Origin of the sequence: Micromonospora kangleipakensis, assembly GCF_004217615.1 — a bacterium.
Lineage (GTDB): Bacteria > Actinomycetota > Actinomycetes > Mycobacteriales > Micromonosporaceae > Micromonospora > Micromonospora kangleipakensis.
Genome location: NZ_SHLD01000001.1, coordinates 2,452,660 through 2,468,176 on the forward strand (window position 1 = coordinate 2,452,660; position 15,517 = coordinate 2,468,176).

General features: G+C 74.0%; 14 protein-coding genes and 2 pseudogenes. 10 read left to right on the top strand and 6 right to left on the bottom strand.

The features are described 5' to 3' along the window. Positions 1-23: 23 nt before the first annotated feature. Both EV384_RS11935 and EV384_RS11940 read right to left on the bottom strand, forming a co-directional pair. A complete protein-coding gene (locus EV384_RS11935) occupies positions 24-1,256 on the bottom strand; it encodes a DNA-processing protein DprA (RefSeq protein ID WP_130332933.1) in 1,233 nt (410 codons plus the stop codon). Beyond that, positions 1,253-2,514, bottom strand: a pseudogene (locus EV384_RS11940) (YifB family Mg chelatase-like AAA ATPase); the annotation flags it as partial. The gene EV384_RS11935 and the pseudogene EV384_RS11940, both read right to left, overlap by 4 nt. 5 nt (positions 2,515-2,519) lie before the next feature. On the opposite strand from EV384_RS11940, the gene EV384_RS11945 reads away from it, so the two are divergent. After that, positions 2,520-3,071 carry a hypothetical protein gene (locus EV384_RS11945; protein WP_130332935.1) on the top strand — a complete coding sequence of 184 codons (552 nt, stop codon included), beginning with the start codon at positions 2,520-2,522 and terminating at the stop codon, positions 3,069-3,071. A 7-nt stretch (positions 3,072-3,078) separates the two neighbouring features. Here the strand turns inward: EV384_RS11945 and EV384_RS11950 are convergent, their stop codons facing one another. The 3 genes and pseudogenes from EV384_RS11950 to EV384_RS11960 form a co-directional block, all read right to left on the bottom strand. Beyond that, entirely contained in the window at positions 3,079-4,476 is a 1,398-nt protein-coding gene (locus tag EV384_RS11950) for a recombinase family protein (RefSeq protein WP_130332937.1), read from the bottom strand. 33 nt (positions 4,477-4,509) lie between these two features. After that, positions 4,510-4,755: pseudogene (locus EV384_RS11955) on the bottom strand (magnesium chelatase domain-containing protein); the annotation flags it as partial. Positions 4,756-4,770: 15 nt separating this feature from the next. After that, the gene (locus tag EV384_RS11960; protein ID WP_130332939.1) at positions 4,771-5,130 is read right to left on the bottom strand and encodes a YraN family protein; all 360 of its coding nucleotides are present in this window, start codon (positions 5,128-5,130) and stop codon (positions 4,771-4,773) included. 224 nt (positions 5,131-5,354) lie between these two features. Here EV384_RS11960 and EV384_RS11965 point away from each other — a divergent pair, with 224 nt between their 5' ends. The 8 genes from EV384_RS11965 to EV384_RS12000 all read left to right on the top strand — a co-directional run bounded on the left by EV384_RS11965 (position 5,355) and on the right by EV384_RS12000 (position 14,162). Next, positions 5,355-6,338 carry a hypothetical protein gene (locus tag EV384_RS11965; protein ID WP_130332941.1) on the top strand — a complete coding sequence of 328 codons (984 nt, stop codon included), beginning with the start codon at positions 5,355-5,357 and terminating at the stop codon, positions 6,336-6,338. Positions 6,339-6,678: 340 nt separating this feature from the next. Continuing rightward, complete coding sequence (gene rpsB / locus EV384_RS11970; RefSeq protein ID WP_130332943.1) at positions 6,679-7,551, top strand: 30S ribosomal protein S2; 873 nt, start codon at positions 6,679-6,681, stop codon at positions 7,549-7,551. Between the two features lie 135 nt (positions 7,552-7,686). Continuing rightward, positions 7,687-8,514 carry a translation elongation factor Ts gene (gene tsf, locus EV384_RS11975; RefSeq protein ID WP_130332945.1) on the top strand — a complete coding sequence of 276 codons (828 nt, stop codon included), beginning with the start codon at positions 7,687-7,689 and terminating at the stop codon, positions 8,512-8,514. 164 nt (positions 8,515-8,678) lie between these two features. Then, positions 8,679-9,446 carry a UMP kinase gene (gene pyrH, locus EV384_RS11980; RefSeq protein WP_130332947.1) on the top strand — a complete coding sequence of 256 codons (768 nt, stop codon included), beginning with the start codon at positions 8,679-8,681 and terminating at the stop codon, positions 9,444-9,446. Positions 9,447-9,529: 83 nt separating this feature from the next. After that, on the top strand, positions 9,530-10,087 hold the full coding sequence (gene frr, locus EV384_RS11985) for a ribosome recycling factor (RefSeq protein ID WP_130332949.1): 558 nt from the start codon (positions 9,530-9,532) through the stop codon (positions 10,085-10,087). A gap of 259 nt (positions 10,088-10,346) precedes the next feature. Continuing rightward, complete coding sequence (locus EV384_RS11990; protein WP_130340459.1) at positions 10,347-11,828, top strand: phosphatidate cytidylyltransferase; 1,482 nt, start codon at positions 10,347-10,349, stop codon at positions 11,826-11,828. A gap of 104 nt (positions 11,829-11,932) precedes the next feature. Continuing rightward, positions 11,933-13,081, top strand: coding sequence for a dual-specificity RNA methyltransferase RlmN (rlmN, locus tag EV384_RS11995; protein WP_130332951.1), 1,149 nt, complete (start codon positions 11,933-11,935; stop codon positions 13,079-13,081). Positions 13,082-13,112: 31 nt separating this feature from the next. After that, complete coding sequence (locus EV384_RS12000; RefSeq protein ID WP_130332953.1) at positions 13,113-14,162, top strand: DivIVA domain-containing protein; 1,050 nt, start codon at positions 13,113-13,115, stop codon at positions 14,160-14,162. A gap of 75 nt (positions 14,163-14,237) precedes the next feature. Here the strand turns inward: EV384_RS12000 and EV384_RS12005 are convergent, their stop codons facing one another. Beyond that, positions 14,238-14,459 (bottom strand): DUF2631 domain-containing protein, encoded by a 222-nt coding sequence (locus tag EV384_RS12005; protein WP_130332955.1) that lies wholly within the window; start codon positions 14,457-14,459, stop codon positions 14,238-14,240. An 89-nt stretch (positions 14,460-14,548) separates the two neighbouring features. Here EV384_RS12005 and EV384_RS12010 point away from each other — a divergent pair, with 89 nt between their 5' ends. Beyond that, positions 14,549-15,415: a tetratricopeptide repeat protein gene (locus EV384_RS12010; protein ID WP_130332957.1), complete on the top strand. Its 867-nt coding sequence runs from the start codon at positions 14,549-14,551 to the stop codon at positions 15,413-15,415. Positions 15,416-15,517: the final 102 nt, after the last annotated feature.

Below are 15,517 nucleotides of genomic sequence, written 5' to 3' on the forward strand. Positions count from 1 at the left end.
ACTCGTCCGGGCGGTGGGTGGCCTCATCCGGGCGGTGGCGGTGCGCCTGCCGGGCGGGTGCCGCCGGCACGCCGGCCCGGTGGCGGGGCGAGCGCGTACCCGCCGTCCCGGCGGACCACCAGCCCCAACTCCTCCAACAGGGACAGCTTGCGCAACGCGACCCGGACGGCGACGCCGGCGCGCGCGGCCACCGCGTCCGGGCTGCGCAGCCCCCGGCGCGGCAGGGACTCCAGCACCAGGGCGGCCTCGTGGTCGAGCTCGTCGGCGGGGCGGCGCGGCCCCCGGGCCGGCGGCGCCAGGTCGGCCCCGATCCGACCCACCTCCTCCAGCACGTGCGCGACCCCGGTGACGAGTCGGGCCGTGGGCTGCTCCCGGAGCAGTTCGTGGGCGCCGACCGACATGGCCGAGGTGACCGGGCCGGGCACCACCATTCCCGTCCGGTCGATCGCCAGCGCCCGGCGCATGGTCTGGGTCGCGCCGCTGCGCGCGGACGCCTCCACCAGGACGCTTCCCCGGGTGGCGGCGGCGATCACCCGGTTGCGGATCAGGAACCGGGGCCGGAGCGGCTCCGCGCCCGGCATCCATTCGCTGACCAGCAGCCCCGTCTCGGCGATCCGGTCGAAGAGGGCGGTGTTGCCCATCGGGTAGGGCCGGTCCAGCCCGCAGGCCAGCACCGCCACCGTGAGCCCACCGGCGTTCAACGCGCCCCGGTGCGCGGCGGCGTCGATGCCGAACGCCCCGCCGGAGACCACCGACCACTCCCGGTCCGCCAGGCCGTAGCCGAGCTCGGTGGCCACGTGCACGCCGTACGGCGTGGCGGCCCGGGCGCCGACCACGGCCACGGACCGCGCCATCGCCTCGGCCAGCGGCCAGGCGCCGCGCACCCAGAAGCAGAGCGGTGGCGCGGTCTCGGTGTCCACCCGGCGGCTGGCGCCGGAGAGGGCGAGCAGGCGCAGGTCGTCGACGCCGACCGGCCACTCGTCGTCGTCGGGCGTGACGATCCGGGCGCCGAGCCGATCGATCCGTTCCAGCGCCCGGGCCGCCGCCGCCCGGGGGTCACCGGCGGCGAGCCGGGCCGCCACCGTGGCGTGCAGCTTCTCCTCCGTCGCGCCGCCGCCGCAGAGCAGCGCCAGGGTGGCCGGCGCGCCGAGCCGCTCGACCAGCCGGTGCACCGACCAGGTGCCCGGTTCGGTGAGCCAGGTCAACGCGGCGCGGGCCAGCCGGTCCTCCGCGCGGATCTCCTCGTCACGGCTCATGCTCCCTCTCCCGTCCGTAGTCCGATCGCCTCCCGGACGTCCTCCCGGTCCGGTCGGTCTCGCCCGTCCAGGTCGGCGATCGTCCAGGCCAGGCGGATGATCCGGTCGAAGCCCCGGGCCGAGAGCGACCCGCTGTCCAGCCGGGCGCGCAGCTCGTCGGTGTCGTGACCCGGCAACCGCCAGGGCGAGCGGCGCAGCAGCGGGCCGGGGATCTCGGCGTTGAGCCGGCGGCCAACCGGGGCCCAGCGCTCGGCCGCCGCCGTGCGGGCCGTGGCGACCCGCGCCCCGACGGTGGCCGAGGACTCGTTCGCCCCGCCCGCCTCCACCAGCTCGGCCGCCCGCACGGGCAGTACGGTGACCTGCACGTCGATCCGGTCCAGCAGGGGCCCGGAGAGCCGCCCCAGGTAGCGTCGCCGGGTGAGCGGGCTGCACTCGCACTGCGTGTCGCCGGCCGGTTTCGCGCACGGACAGGGATTTGCGGCCAGCACCAGCTGCACCCGCGCCGGGTACTCCGTGCCGCCCCGGGTCCGGGCCAGCCGGATCCAGCCGTGCTCCAGCGGCTGGCGCAACGCCTCCAGCGCGCCCTTCCTGAACTCCGGCGCCTCGTCGAGGAAGAGCACCCACGGTGGGCCAGCGACACCGCGCCCGGGCGGGCCAGCCCGGCGCCCCCGCCCACCAGCGCCGGCACGGTGGCGGTGTGGTGCGGCGCCTGGAACGGCGGGCGGCGCAGCAACCGCCCGTCCGACGGGAGCACGCCGGCGATCGAGTGCAGCGCGGTGACCTCCAGCGCGGCGTCGTCGTCCAGCTCGGGCAGGATCGACGGCAGGCGTTCGGCCAGCATGGTCTTGCCGGCGCCGGGCGGCCCGAGCAGCGCGAGATGGTGGCCACCGGCGGCGGTCACCTCCAACGCCCGCCGGCCCAGCCCCTGGCCGGCCACGTCGGCCAGATCCGGCCCGCCCCGAGGTGTCGTCGGACCGGTGGCCGGGGGTTCCAGCAGCGGCGCGCCGTCCCGGACGAAACCGACCAGCCGGTGCAGGGTGTCGACCGCCCGGACGCGGACCCCGGGGATCACCGCCGCCTCGGCCGCGTTGGCGATCGGCACGATGACCCGCCCCAGCCCCGCCTTGACCGCAGCGGCGGCCATCGGCAGCACGCCGCGGACCGGTCGGACGGTGCCGTCCAGCCCCAGCTCGCCCAGGACCACCACCCGCTCGAGCGGTAGCAGCGGCAGCTCCCCGGCGCCGCCGAGCAGGGCTGGCGGGTATGCGATGGATTCAGTACGGCGCCCACGGCTGGGCGCGCGTGAACGGTCTCGACGACACGCCGGGCAGCCCGGTGGTGTACGTGCACACCACGGAGCGCGAGGGGCGGCGGGTGATCGGCAGGGTGCCGATCTCCACCGATCCGTGGGTGCCGATCACCTCGGCAACCCTGAAGGCTCTGCCGATCGGCTGGATCGAGAGCATGGTCAATACGCCGGAGGCGCTGAAGGCGTTGGCGGCACAGGACGACAAGGATCCGCAGCGCGACCCGGCGGGGATGGCGCTGCATGAGCTGGACAAGGGCTTCCTACTCGACGATCCGCCATACGCGATCGAGGAGACGCCGAAGTTGACTCGGCCGGACGGCACCGACCCGGACGGCTTCTACCGCCAGTCGCCGACGCGTATGTGGTCGCGGTGCGGAGATCGAACAAGCCGGCCGCCGAGCTGGCGGAGCAGGCCGAGGTGCCGGTGGCGACCCTTCACCGGTGGGTGGCCGAAGCTCGTCGCCGCGGCCACCTCCCGCTGGCCCGCAAGGGGGCGCGCGGGCTAGTCGAGGCTCAGCCCTTCCAGGTGATCTCGACGGTGCGTGGATCGAAGTACGAGTTGCCTGGCGTCCAGCCCGGCGGCCGGCCCTTCCTGGTGCGGTTGATCGTGACCGTCAGCAGGGTGTCGACGACTGCCCGCCGGCGGTGGAGGTCCAGCGCGTCCCATGCCGCGGCCGGGTCCGTCGCGCCCACCAGGCCGGCGAGCGCTTCGCCCCGGCCAGCGGCGGCCATCTGCTCCTCCACCTCGGCGAGCCGGACCCGCAGCCGCTCCGAGCCCTCGCGCAGCTGGCGGACGTCGATCGCGCCGTCTGCGTACGCCGCCGCCAGGCCGTCGAGCCGTTCCCGCAGCGAGGTGGCGTCGAGCTGGAGCACCCCGGAGTCCGGCTGGCCGGAAGCCGCGAGCAGGTCGGCCACGTCCGGCCGGGAGAGCCGGGCGACGACCACCGCGCCGACGTGCTGGTCCAGCTCGGCGGCGTTCCGCACCACGCACTTCGCCACCTTGCAGGTGTAGGACGGCACTCCGCCCCGGGTGCTGTTGAGCAGCGTGGCGCGCACCGGCGAGCCGCACACCCCGCAGAGCGCCAGGCCGCTCAGCAGCCACCGGCGGGCCGACGACCACTGCGTACGGCGGCCAGGGTGGGTCAGCACCGACACCAGCGCGCGCCAGCGGTCCTCGTCGACCAGCGGTGGCCAGGCGGCCGGGCCGACCACCTCGCCCCGGTGCTCCCGCAGCCCGGCGTTGCGCGCCCGCAGCAGCACCTTCCGCAGCTCTTGCGGCGTCCACGGTCGGCCGGTCGAGGTGACCAGGCCGCGGGCATTCATCGCGGCGGCCTGTGACCGCACGCTCGCCCCGGACAGGATCGCGTCGGTGGCCTCGGCGACCGCCCGGGCCTCGGCGGGCCGCAGCGTCACGCCATCAGGCTCGTACCCGTACGGCCGCCGGCCGCCGCCCCATTTCCCGTCCGCGGCGGCCTGCAGCTTGGCGCGCTGCTGCCGCTCGACCTGGTGCTCCACCTCGTACCGGGCGACGGCGCCGAGCTGGCGCGCCACCATGCGGCCGCTCGGCGCACTGAGGTCCAGCGGTCCGGCCTTGACGGTGTACGTCGGCACGCCGCGCGGCTCGCACGCGGTGATGTACTCCTCCAACTCAGTGGGGGAGCGGTGCAGCCGGTCGGTGTGCCAGGCGAGCACCGCGTCGACGCGGGCGGCGGCGATGTCGTCGAGCATTCGGCGGTACGACGGGCGCGGCTTGCCGCTGTACGCGGATAGGTCGTTGTCGCTGTACACCTGGGCTGCGGTCAGCCCGTGCCGCGCGGCGAGCTGTCGGCAGTCCTGCTCTTGCCGGGCCACGCCGAGCCCACCGCCCTCTCGGTCGCGGGAGGTCCGGACATAGATAGCAGCTCGCGTCATGGCGCTGAGTATGGCACGATTCGACTATCGCTGATCGAATGCGGAGCCATACTTCGGCAGGTCGGCGGGGAGCAGGTTGAGGGTGATGCGCCGGTTCGGCCACTTCTCGCCGGAGTTCACGATGGCGGCGCGGACCCGGTCCCGGGCCTCGTGCAGGGCGGTGTCGGGCAGGCCGGAGATGACCACTGCCAGCAGCCCCGGTGCCAGGTCGGCCTCCACCTCCACCACGTGCCCGGTCACCCCGACCAGGCCCACGCCGAGCACCTTGGCGTAGCTCATGCCTGGCCGCCCATCTCAGAACGCGCCCTTGAGGTGGTCGACCCGGGCGGCGCCCGCCGGGGACAGCCGGACCGAGAGGACGTCGAAGCGCACCTCGTCGGCGGTGGTGCCTGTCTCGGTCAGCCACCGGGCGGCCAGGCCGCGCAGCCGGTGCGCCTTGGCCGGTACGACGGCTTCGGCCGGGCTGCCGAAGTCGTCCGTCCGGCGGGTCTTCACCTCACAGAAGGCGAGCACGCCGCCCTCCCAGGCGATGATGTCGATCTCGCCGTCCGGGCAGCGCCAGTTCCGGGCGACCGGCCGCAGTCCCGCCTCGATCAGGTGTCGGACCGCGCACCGCTCCCCGTACGCGCCGACGGCCTGGTTCCGCTTCGTCATGGCGCCCACGGTGGGCCCTGACCGTTCGGTCCGGCCGTCCCGCCCGGACCGCCTGTGGACAACCGGAGGGGCTGTGGACGGCCGGACGATCATGCCGGCACTGTGCTAGGAGACGGGTCGTCGGTGACCGAACGTGCACCCGCGATGACCGGACCCGTGCCGGTATTGACCTGGGGTGTCACGTCCAGCCCGCCGGATGGCGCGCGTGCAGCCGGTCGCATACCGTGCCCGTCGTGGACGGACGACGGAGCTTTCCCGAGGATCAGCAGGGGTCGCGCTGGAGCGACCACGGGTATGCCGAACCGGACTGGCGCGGGGCGGGCGACCCGCGCTACCGCGACGACGACTTCCGGACCCCGGAACAGCGCGCCGGGGCGGACGAGGGCCGGTACGCCGACCCGGTGACCTCCCGATACGGCGAATCGGGACGATTCGGCGCGAGCGACCCGCTCGGTGACGGACAGCCGGAGACCGACAGTTACCGGTCGTCCCGGTCGCGACGCGGGGAGGACCCGGAGATCTCCGGCGAGCTGCCCGGTGAGCGCGGCGGCCGCCGGGCGGCCCGGGAGGGCGCGGAGCAGCTCGCCACCGGCGTCCGGGAGGGCCTCGCCGGGCCGGACCCGCTCGGCGCGGACCGCACGCCGGACGCGCTGCGGCCCGCTCCGCTCGGCGGCTACCCGATCGTCGAGCCGACCCGCCCGGCCGAGCCGACCCACGCCGCGGTGCCGCCGTTCGGGGCGGGGGACCGCCCGTCCGGTCCGACCCCGCTCATCGTCGGGGAACGGCCCGGCGGTCCGGTCGCCTCGCCCGAGGCGGCGGGCGTCCCGACCCCGCATCCGCTGGAGATGCCGACCGGGCCGATGCCGTCGGTCGCGCCCCGGCTCGACGCCCCGCCGGCCGGCGACGGCGTCTACCGGACCCGCCGGCCGGCGCTGGCGGTGGTGCTCGCGGCGCTGACGCTCGTCTTCGAGGTCCCGGCCCTGCGGGTCCTCATGCACGGCGTGGTGGGCGACCCCGTCTCGGCCTCCGACGTGGTGGTGGGGACGTTCCTGGTGGCCGGGCTGCCGATCTTCGCCGCCGGCCTGTACGGGCTGCGTACCGGTGGGCTGGCGCTCGCCGACGGCAGCCGTGGCTGGCTCCGTCCGCCGACGGCGTACCTGACCGTCGGGCTGGTGCTCTTCGTCGCCGCCGCGCTCGGAGCCCGCTGAGCGGGTCCCGCGGCACCGCGCCCGGCCGTCGCGCCGGGCGCGGGCTGGCCGTCACGCCGGGGCCGGGCCCGGACGCGGGGACCGGACCGGCCCGTTCGCCCGGAAAGTGACGGTGCGGGGCGTTCCCGCACCCCGGGACTGGCGGGCGGAGAAGGGGCGTACACTGGTCGACTGGCGACCGCCTCGCGCGGTCGACCTCGCGCGCCCTCTCCACGGTCCCGTGGGGCGACGGCCTCCCTGGTCCCGATCTTGGTCGGGCCCACCATGGCCGGCGACCAGGCGCCAGGACGCCCGGCCACCGGCCGGGCGTGACAACCAGGGATCTTGAGGAGTACCCACCATGGCCGTCGTGACCATGCGCCAGCTGCTGGAGAGCGGTGTCCACTTCGGGCACCAGACCCGGCGCTGGAACCCGAAGATGAAGCGCTTCATCATGACGGAGCGCAACGGCATCTACATCATCGACCTGCGCCAGACCCTCGACTACATCGAGAAGGCGTACGACTACGTGCGCAACACGGTGGCCGAGGGCGGCAGCATCCTCTTCGTCGGCACCAAGAAGCAGGCCCAGGAGGCCATCTCCGAGCAGGCGACCCGGGTCGGCCAGCCGTACGTCAACCACCGCTGGCTCGGCGGCATGCTGACCAACTTCCAGACGGTGTACAAGCGCCTGCAGCGGATGAAGGAGCTGGAGGCGCTGGGTGACCTGAGCGGCACCGCCGCCGGTTACACCAAGAAGGAGACGCTGCAGCTCTCCCGCGAGAAGATCAAGCTGACCCGCACCCTGGGTGGTCTGCGGGACATGCAGAAGCTTCCGGCCGCGATCTGGGTGGTCGACACCAAGAAGGAGCACATCGCCGTCGACGAGGCCCGCAAGCTGGGCATCCCGGTGATCGCGGTGCTCGACACCAACTGTGACCCGGACGAGGTCGACTTCCCGATCCCGGGCAACGACGACGCCATCCGGTCGGCGGAGCTGCTGACCAAGGTCGTGGCCGCCGCCGTCGCCGACGGTCTGATCGCCCGTTCCGGCCGTCGCCGGGGCGGCGAGGAGAAGCCGGAGCCGGGTCAGGTCGGCACGGACGAGCCGCTGGCCGAGTGGGAGCGCGAGCTGCTGGAGGCGCCGAAGAAGGCTGCCGAGCAGCAGCCGGCCGAGCAGCCGCAGACCGAGCAGCCGGCGGCCGAGCAGCCGGCGCCCGCCGCCGCGGAGTGATCGCACCGCCGCGTCCCCACCGTCCGATTTCCCGGTCGGTGGGGCGCGGCGGATCCGCCGGGCACATCCGGCCCGGATTCGGGTAACCCGGCAGCCAGACCATCCCAACTCAGTCTCAACACCGAAGAGAGAGTCATGTCCAACTTCACCGCCGCGGACGTCAAGAAGCTCCGCGACCTCACCGGCGCCGGCATGATGGACTCCAAGAAGGCGCTGACCGAGGCCGAGGGCGACTTCGACAAGGCCATCGAGATCCTGCGCGTCAAGGGCGCCAAGGACGTCGGCAAGCGGGCCGGCCGCACCGCCGCGAACGGCCTGGTCGCGCACTCCGGCAAGGCGCTGCTCGAGCTCAACTGCGAGACCGACTTCGTCGCCAAGAACGACGCCTTCGTCGCTCTGGCCCAGCAGCTGGTCGAGCACGGTGAGCGCAGCGGCGTCAGCACCGCCGAGGAGCTGCTGGCCAGCTCGATCGACGGCAAGCCGGTCGCCGAGCTGATCCAGGAGCAGTCCGCCAAGATCGGCGAGAAGCTGGTGCTGAACCGCTTCGCCAAGCTGGACGGCAACGTCGCGGTCTACCTGCACCGCAAGAGCCAGGACCTGCCGCCGGCCGTCGGCGTGCTGGTCGAGTACACCGGCATCACCGACGAGGCCGGCGACGCCGACGCCCGCGGTGTCGCCATGCAGGTCGCCGCGATGCGGCCGAAGTACCTCACCCGGGACGAGGTGCCGGGCGACGTCGTCGAGTCCGAGCGGCGCATCGCCGAGCAGACCGCCCGCGAGGAGAACAAGCCCGAGGCGGCGCTGCCGAAGATCGTCGAGGGCCGGGTGAACGCCTTCTTCAAGGACTTCGTCCTGGTCGAGCAGGCGTCGGTGGCCGACAACAAGAAGACGGTGAAGCAGATGCTGGCCGAGGCCGGCATCGAGGTCACCCGCTTCCTGCGGTTCGAGGTCGGCCAGGCCTGAGCCGCCAGCGCGGGCGCGTGAGGCGCCCGTGGGCAAGCAACGTCGACGAGGAGGCCGCCGGTGTACGTGACAGGCACCGCGGCCTCCTCGTCACATAGGGTCGGCAGCGGCAGGTATGCGGTACGCGGCGCACGCGAAGGTGCGCGACGGGAAGGGCGGGTCGGATGACGCAGGTTGTGAGTGACCGGAGCCTGGCGGCGGATGATCCGACCGCCCCACCGCCCGGCCGGGCCCGTCGGGTGGTGCTGAAGCTCTCCGGCGAGGTCTTCGGCGGCGGCGCGATCGGCGTCGACCCGGACGTCGTGCAGGCCATCGCCCGGCAGATCGCCACCGTGGTCCGCCGCGGCGTGCAGGTCTCCGTGGTGGTCGGCGGCGGCAACTTCTTCCGCGGCGCCGAGTTGCAGAAGCGTGGCATGGACCGGGCCCGGGCCGACTACATGGGCATGCTCGGCACGGTGATGAACTGCCTGGCCCTCCAGGACTTCCTGGAGAAGGAGGGCATCGAGACCCGGGTGCAGAGCGCGATCACCATGGCCCAGGTGGCCGAGCCGTACATCCCGCTGCGGGCGATCCGGCACCTGGAGAAGGGCCGCGTGGTGATCTTCGGCGCGGGCGCCGGGATGCCGTATTTCTCCACCGACACGGTCGCCGCCCAGCGGGCGCTGGAGATCCGCGCCGACGTGGTGCTGATGAGCAAGAACGGCGTGGACGCGGTCTACACCGCGGACCCCCGGGTGGACCCGACCGCCAGCAAGCTGGACTCGATCACCTTCTCCGAGGTGCTGCGCCGCAACCTGCGGGTGGCCGACGCGGCGGCGTTCAGCCTCTGCATGGAGAACGGCCTGCCGATGCTGGTCTTCGGCGCGCAGGGCGACGACACCATCGTCCGGGCGGTCGGCGGTGAGAAGATCGGCACCCTGATCACCGCCTGAGCGCCTCCGCCGGAGCGGCGGCGGTCCTCCGACACGACACCAGCAGAGCCCACGACGAGCAACAGAAGGAGGCGAGGAGACCGGTGATCGACGACACCCTCCTCGAGGCCGAGGAGAAGATGGAGCGTGCGGTGGAGCACGCCAAGGAGGAGTTCGGCGCCATCCGCACCGGTCGCGCCAACGCCGCCATGTTCTCCAAGGTCATCATCGACTACTACGGCACCCCCACCCCGCTGCCCCAGATGGCGTCCATCGGCGTCCCCGAGCCCCGCATGGTGATCATCAAGCCGTACGACAACTCGCAGATCAACGCCATGGAGAAGGCGATCCGCGACTCCGACCTCGGCGTCAACCCGAACAACGAGGGCAACCAGCTCCGGATCCTGCTCCCGCAGATGACCGAGGAGCGGCGCCGCGAAATGATCAAGGTCGCCCGGCACAAGGGCGAGGAGGCCAAGGTGGCCGTCCGCAACATCCGCCGCAAGGGCAAGGAAGAGCTGGACCGCCTGGTCAAGGACGGCGAGGTCGGCGAGGACGAGGGCCGCCGCGCCGAGAAGGACCTGGACGACCTGACCCAGCGGTACGTCGCCACCGTCGACGAGCTGGTCAAGCACAAGGAAGCGGAGCTGCTCGAGGTCTGAGCCGCCCGACGACCCGCCACGGCACCGGTGTGCCGCCGCCCGCCCGGGCGGCGGACCCGGTGCCGCCGTCGTGGTGGGCATCGTCCGCCGTGCCGGATTCCCCGGTGCAGTAGGCTCGGCACGATTCCCACCCACCACGGGGTGAACGGCGGGGATCGGCCGGCCGTCGGGCCGGTCAACCGGAACAGTCGCGCCTGTAGGGGATGGTCTTGGTCTTGCGTCAAGTGGTGGAACTCGTACCGCGTTCGCTCGGTGCGTGATGTCCCACCCCGACCCCTACGGCGCCCCCGAGCCCCGCGGCTGGGACCGGCCGGACCGCCCGCCCGCGCTGCCCTGGCCCGACCCTGACGTCGGACCGGGGCCGTGGCACCGCCCGGGCGCCAACCCCGAGCTGTACGCCGAGCCGTCCGGCCGGCCCCGGCCGACGGCCGGCCCGTATCCCGGTCCGGCCGGCGACCCGTACGCCCGGCCGGACGTCGACGGCCGTCGGTCCGGCCCGTACGGCGAGGGCCCCGGCCGCGCCAACGGCCACCCGGACCGGAACCACGACGGCCCCGGCCACCCGTACCGCGACCGTCGCGACGCCACCCCCGGTGGCCGGGCCCCCGACCGTGACGACCTCGGCTACCGCGACGACCGCGGTTACCGGGACACCGCGCACGACCGCCCCGGTTACCGCGACGCCTACGACGACCGTGGTCGGCGCGACGGTGGCCCGCGCCATCCGGCGGGCCTCGACCGGGGTCACCCGGAGGGCGGGCCGTGGGGCGGCCGGCCCGGCGGGCCGGACGACGAGTACCCGACCGCCCAGATCGCCCCGGTGCGGGACGAACCGGAACCGGAGCCCGAGCGGTCGTCGGGCCGGCGTCAGCGCGGGCGCCGGCGGGCCAGTGCGGACCGGCCACCCACCCAGCAGTCCGCGCCCAGCCGGGCCGGTCGCAACCTGCCGGCCGCGATCGCGGTCGGAGTGGGCCTCGGCGCCGCGATCCTGGTGCCGCTCTTCCTCTACCCGCCGGCGTTCCTCGGCGTCGTCGTCGCCGCCGTGGCGGTGGGCACCTGGGAGATGGCCCGCGCGGTGGGCCGCAGCGGCGCCCACCCGCCGCTGGTGCCGCTGGTCGCCGGTGGGGCGATCACCGTCGGGCTGGGCTGGTTCGCCGGCCCGGACGCGCTGAGCCTCGGCCTGCTGGTCACCGTGCTGGGCACGATGATCTGGCGGTTGGGCGACGGCCCGGGCAACTACCAGCGCGACCTGACCGCGGCCACCCTGATCGCGGTCTACGTGCCCTTCCTCGGCGGCTTCGCGGCGATGCTGGCCGCCGCCCCCGGGGACGGGCGACTGCGGGTGCTGGTGACCCTGGTCGCCGTGGTCCTCTCTGACACCGGCGGGTACGCGGCGGGCGTCGCGTTCGGCAAGCACCCGATGGCGCCCTCGATCAGCCCGAAGAAGTCCTGGGAGGGCTTCGCCGGGTCGGTCACCGCGGCGGCGGCCGGCAGCGCCCTGCTGATCTGGCTGCTCTTCGACGTGGCCCCCTGGTGGGGCGCGCTGTTCGGGGTGGCGATCTCCTGCGCGGCGGTCCTCGGTGACCTCGCCGAGTCGATGATCAAGCGGGATCTCGGCGTGAAGGACATGAGCAATCTGCTCCCCGGGCACGGCGGCCTGATGGACCGGCTCGACTCGATCCTCTTCGCGGTGCCGACGGCGTACCTGCTGCTGGCGGTCTTCGTGCCGGTGGTGGGCTGAGGCATGAATCACGTCGGCGGGCGCCGCTCCTCCGCCCGGTCGGGGCCGATTCGGCACGGACGGACGGCGGCGTCCCGCTCCCGGCGTGTCAGACTGGACGCGCCATGACGAGCCTGCCACTGATCTCCGTAGACCCCGACGCCCGCGGCCGCAAACCCGCGATGCCGCCCCGTCACCTCGCCGACCTGGACCTGCCGGGTCGGCAGGCGCTCGTCACCGAGCTGGGCGAGCCCGCGTTCCGCGCCAAGCAGGTCTCCAACCACTACTTCGGCCGGTTGGTCCGCGACCCCGCGCAGATGACCGACCTGCCGGCGGCCACCCGGGAGCGGCTGGCCGGGTCGCTGCTGCCCACCCTGCTCAACCCGGTACGCGAGCTGGCCTGCGACGACGGGGCCACCCGCAAGGCGCTCTGGCGGCTGCACGACGGCTCGCTGGTGGAGAGCGTGCTGATGGGCTACCCGGACCGGGTCACCGTCTGCATCTCGAGCCAGGCCGGCTGCGGCATGGCCTGCCCGTTCTGCGCCACCGGCCAGGCCGGGCTGACCCGCAACCTCTCCACCGCGGAGATCGTCGACCAGGCGGTCTACCTGGCCGGGGTGGCCGCCTCCGGCGTGGTCGCCGGGTCGCCGCCGCGGCTGTCGCACGTCGTCTTCATGGGCATGGGCGAGCCGCTGGCCAACTACTCGCGGGTCGTCGCGGCGATCCGCCGGCTGGTCGCCCCGGCGCCCGAGGGGCTCGGCCTGTCCCAGCGGCACATCACCGTTTCCACGGTGGGGCTGGTCCCGGCCATCCGCCGACTGGCCAGCGAAGACCTCTCAGTGACCCTTGCGCTGTCGCTGCACGCCCCCGATGATGAGCTGCGCGACGAACTCGTCCCGGTCAACCAGCGCTGGAAGGTGTCCGAGGTGCTGGACGCGGTGTGGGACTACGCGGCCACGACGGGTCGTCGCGTGTCGATCGAGTACGCGATGATCAAGGACGTGAACGACCAGCCGTGGAGAGCCGATCTGCTCGGACGGCTGCTGGCCGGCAAGCTGGCCCACGTGAACCTCATCCCGCTCAACCCGACTCCGGGCAGCCGCTGGGACGCCAGCCCGAAGCCGGTCGAGCGGGAGTTCGTCCGGCGGTTGCGCGACGCCGGGGTGTCGACCACGGTGCGGGACACCCGGGGACGCGAAATCGACGGCGCGTGTGGGCAGCTCGCCGCCGCCGAGGACAGGGACACCGATGCGCCGCGCGAAGCAACGGCGTGACCGGGCGTAGCGAACGAGACCAGGAGACATAGTGGCGAGTCAGGGTCAGCGTTTCCGGCGTAAGGCGCTCCGCCGGGGATACAAGGTCGACGAGGTGGACGCCTTCCTGGACCGGGTCGAGGCGACCCTCGCCGGCCAGCCGGTGGGCGCGCCCGTGGCCTCCCAGGAGGTCCACGACGTCGTCTTCCGGGTCCGCTTCAACGGCTACGACGAGTGGCAGGTGGACCTGCACCTGGACCGGGTCGAGCGGCAGCTGGCCGAGCTGGAGGAGCGCGGGGGCGTCCACGGCGGGCGGGGCGGCGATCCCCGGATGGGCGATCGGCTCGGCCCGCCGATGCGTGACGACCGTGGCCTGTCGCCGGTGCCGCAGCCGCCGATGCCGCCCCGGGCGATGCCCGCGCAGGCCGGCCCGCCCGCCGACCGCTACGGCCGGTACGACGAGCCGACCGGCGCCTTCGCCGGCGGGTACGACGCCCCCCGCGGCGGGTACGACCCGCGCGGCCCGGGCGGCCCCGGCCCGATGGGTCCGGGCGCCCCGATGGGGCACGGTGGCCCGCCGTCGCGCGGCCTGCCCCCGGGCCCCGGCGGGTACGGCCAGGACGAGCCGCACTTCGACGGCTTCGAGGCCGGCCGGCACGGGCGTACCGACATGACCGCCGAGATCCGGATGCCCGAGCGGGACCCGCGTGACATGCGCGGTCGCGGCCCGGGCGGGCCGCCGGCCCTGCCGCAGCAGGGCATGGGCGGGGGCCCGATGCCCGGTCCGCCGATGGCCGGCCCGCCCGTCGGTGGCCCGCCGATGGTCGGCCCCCCGATGGCCGGCCCGCCCGGGAGCGAGCTCTACCGGGTGGACCAGATCCGCCGCAGCTTTCAGGTGCGCCGCTTCGGCAGCGGGTACGACCCGGACCAGGTGGACCGCTTCTTCGAGAGCCTGCTGGGCGGCATGCAGGGCCGTAACCCGATGCCGGTGAACCCGAAGGACCTGGACACCCTGCGCTTCGGTCTGGTGCCCGGCGGCTACTTCGAGGCCGAGGTCGACGCCGCCCTCAAGGACGTGCAGGACATCCTCTTCGGCCGCTGATGCCGTACGACGACGAAGGCCCGCCCCCGTCGGGGGCGGGCCTTCGGCTGTTTCTGGTCCGGAACGTCGGCCGGGTCAGGACCGCAGGCCGTTGCGGCGCAGCACCGCGTCGCCGATGACGATGGCCAGCAGCAGCACGGCGATCCCGACCAGCCAGATGTCCTCGACCTTGCCCTCGTGGTTGCCGCACAGCATCGCCAGCAGCACCAGCGCGGTGAGCACCGCCCCGATCCGTCCGGACTTGCGGTGTCCGGGCTTGTGCTGATCTGGCGCGGTTACCGGCTCGCTTCCTGCCACTGTCGGTCCTTCCCTCGCGATCGGATCTCCGGTTAGTCTGGCACGCCCCGCGCCGGGCCAGGCGCAGGGTCCGACCTGATGGGGGACGCATGACCCGCGCGGACGACCGCGAGCTGTTCAAGACGGCGTACGAGGCGTGGGAGGCGAAGAACTGGGTGGTCGCGGGGGAGTCGCTGGAGCGGCTGGTCCAGCGGCGCCCGGATCACCGCCGCGCGGGCGTGTGGTGGTACGACGCGGCGCTGGCCTACAAGTTCCTGCGCAACTGGGTCAAGGCGTACGAGCTGGGTCGGGAGGCCGCCGCCCGGGCGAAGCGGGGCAAGCAGGACCCGGCGTTCTGGAACCTCGGCATCGCGGCCACGATCATGGAGGACTGGGCCACCGCCCGGGACGCCTGGCGCGGCTACGGGCTGACGGTCCCCGACGGCGACGGCGAGATCATGGCGGACTTCGGGGTCACCCCGATTCGGCTGAACCCGGACGGCGGCGGGGAGGTGGTCTGGGCGCGGCGGCTCTGTCCCGCCCGGGCGCAGGTGCTGAACGTGCCGACGCCGGAGTCGGGGCGCCGGTTCGGCGAGATCGTGGTGCACGACGGGGCCCCGAACGGGGAGCGGACGGTCGACGGCCGGACCTACTCGGTCTTCGACGAGCTGCTGCTGTTCCGGGCCTCCGGGCTGCCCACCACGACCGTCGAGGTCACCGCCGCGACGCCGGAGGACGTCCGGGCCCTGGCTGCGCTCTTCGATGAGCACGGGTACGCGGCGGAGCCGTCCAGCGGGGTACGGATGATCTGCGCCTGCTGCAGCGAGAGCAGCGTCGCCCAGGATTCCCACCACGCGGTCGCCGGCGGGCAGCGGGTGAACCTGGCCGCGCCGGTCGACGAGATTCCCGCGCTGATGGAACGGTGGCAGTCCGCCGCGCGGGAGCGGCGGAGCTGGACGGCGGCGGCCGAGGGCTGAGCGCCCGGGCCGTTCGACCTGTCCCCGGCGGGCGGAAGGGCACTAGCGGCGTCGCGGGTCGGCGACCACACTGCCTCCGGTAGCGTCTTGACGTACACCTTG

Bases quoted from the DNA above. Each gene is read 5' to 3' on its own strand.
- tsf (WP_130332945.1), top strand. From the start codon at position 7,687: ATGTCCAACTTCACCGCCGCGGACGTCAAGAAGCTCCGCGACCTCACC.
- EV384_RS11960 (WP_130332939.1), bottom strand. From the start codon at position 5,130: ATGACGAAGCGGAACCAGGCCGTCGGCGCGTACGGGGAGCGGTGCGCG.
- rlmN (WP_130332951.1), top strand. From the start codon at position 11,933: ATGACGAGCCTGCCACTGATCTCCGTAGACCCCGACGCCCGCGGCCGC.
- EV384_RS12010 (WP_130332957.1), top strand. From the start codon at position 14,549: ATGACCCGCGCGGACGACCGCGAGCTGTTCAAGACGGCGTACGAGGCG.
- EV384_RS11935 (WP_130332933.1), bottom strand. From the start codon at position 1,256: ATGAGCCGTGACGAGGAGATCCGCGCGGAGGACCGGCTGGCCCGCGCC.
- pyrH (WP_130332947.1), top strand. From the start codon at position 8,679: ATGACGCAGGTTGTGAGTGACCGGAGCCTGGCGGCGGATGATCCGACC.
- EV384_RS11950 (WP_130332937.1), bottom strand. From the start codon at position 4,476: ATGACGCGAGCTGCTATCTATGTCCGGACCTCCCGCGACCGAGAGGGC.
- EV384_RS11990 (WP_130340459.1), top strand. From the start codon at position 10,347: ATGTCCCACCCCGACCCCTACGGCGCCCCCGAGCCCCGCGGCTGGGAC.
- rpsB (WP_130332943.1), top strand. From the start codon at position 6,679: ATGGCCGTCGTGACCATGCGCCAGCTGCTGGAGAGCGGTGTCCACTTC.
- EV384_RS11945 (WP_130332935.1), top strand. From the start codon at position 2,520: ATGCGATGGATTCAGTACGGCGCCCACGGCTGGGCGCGCGTGAACGGT.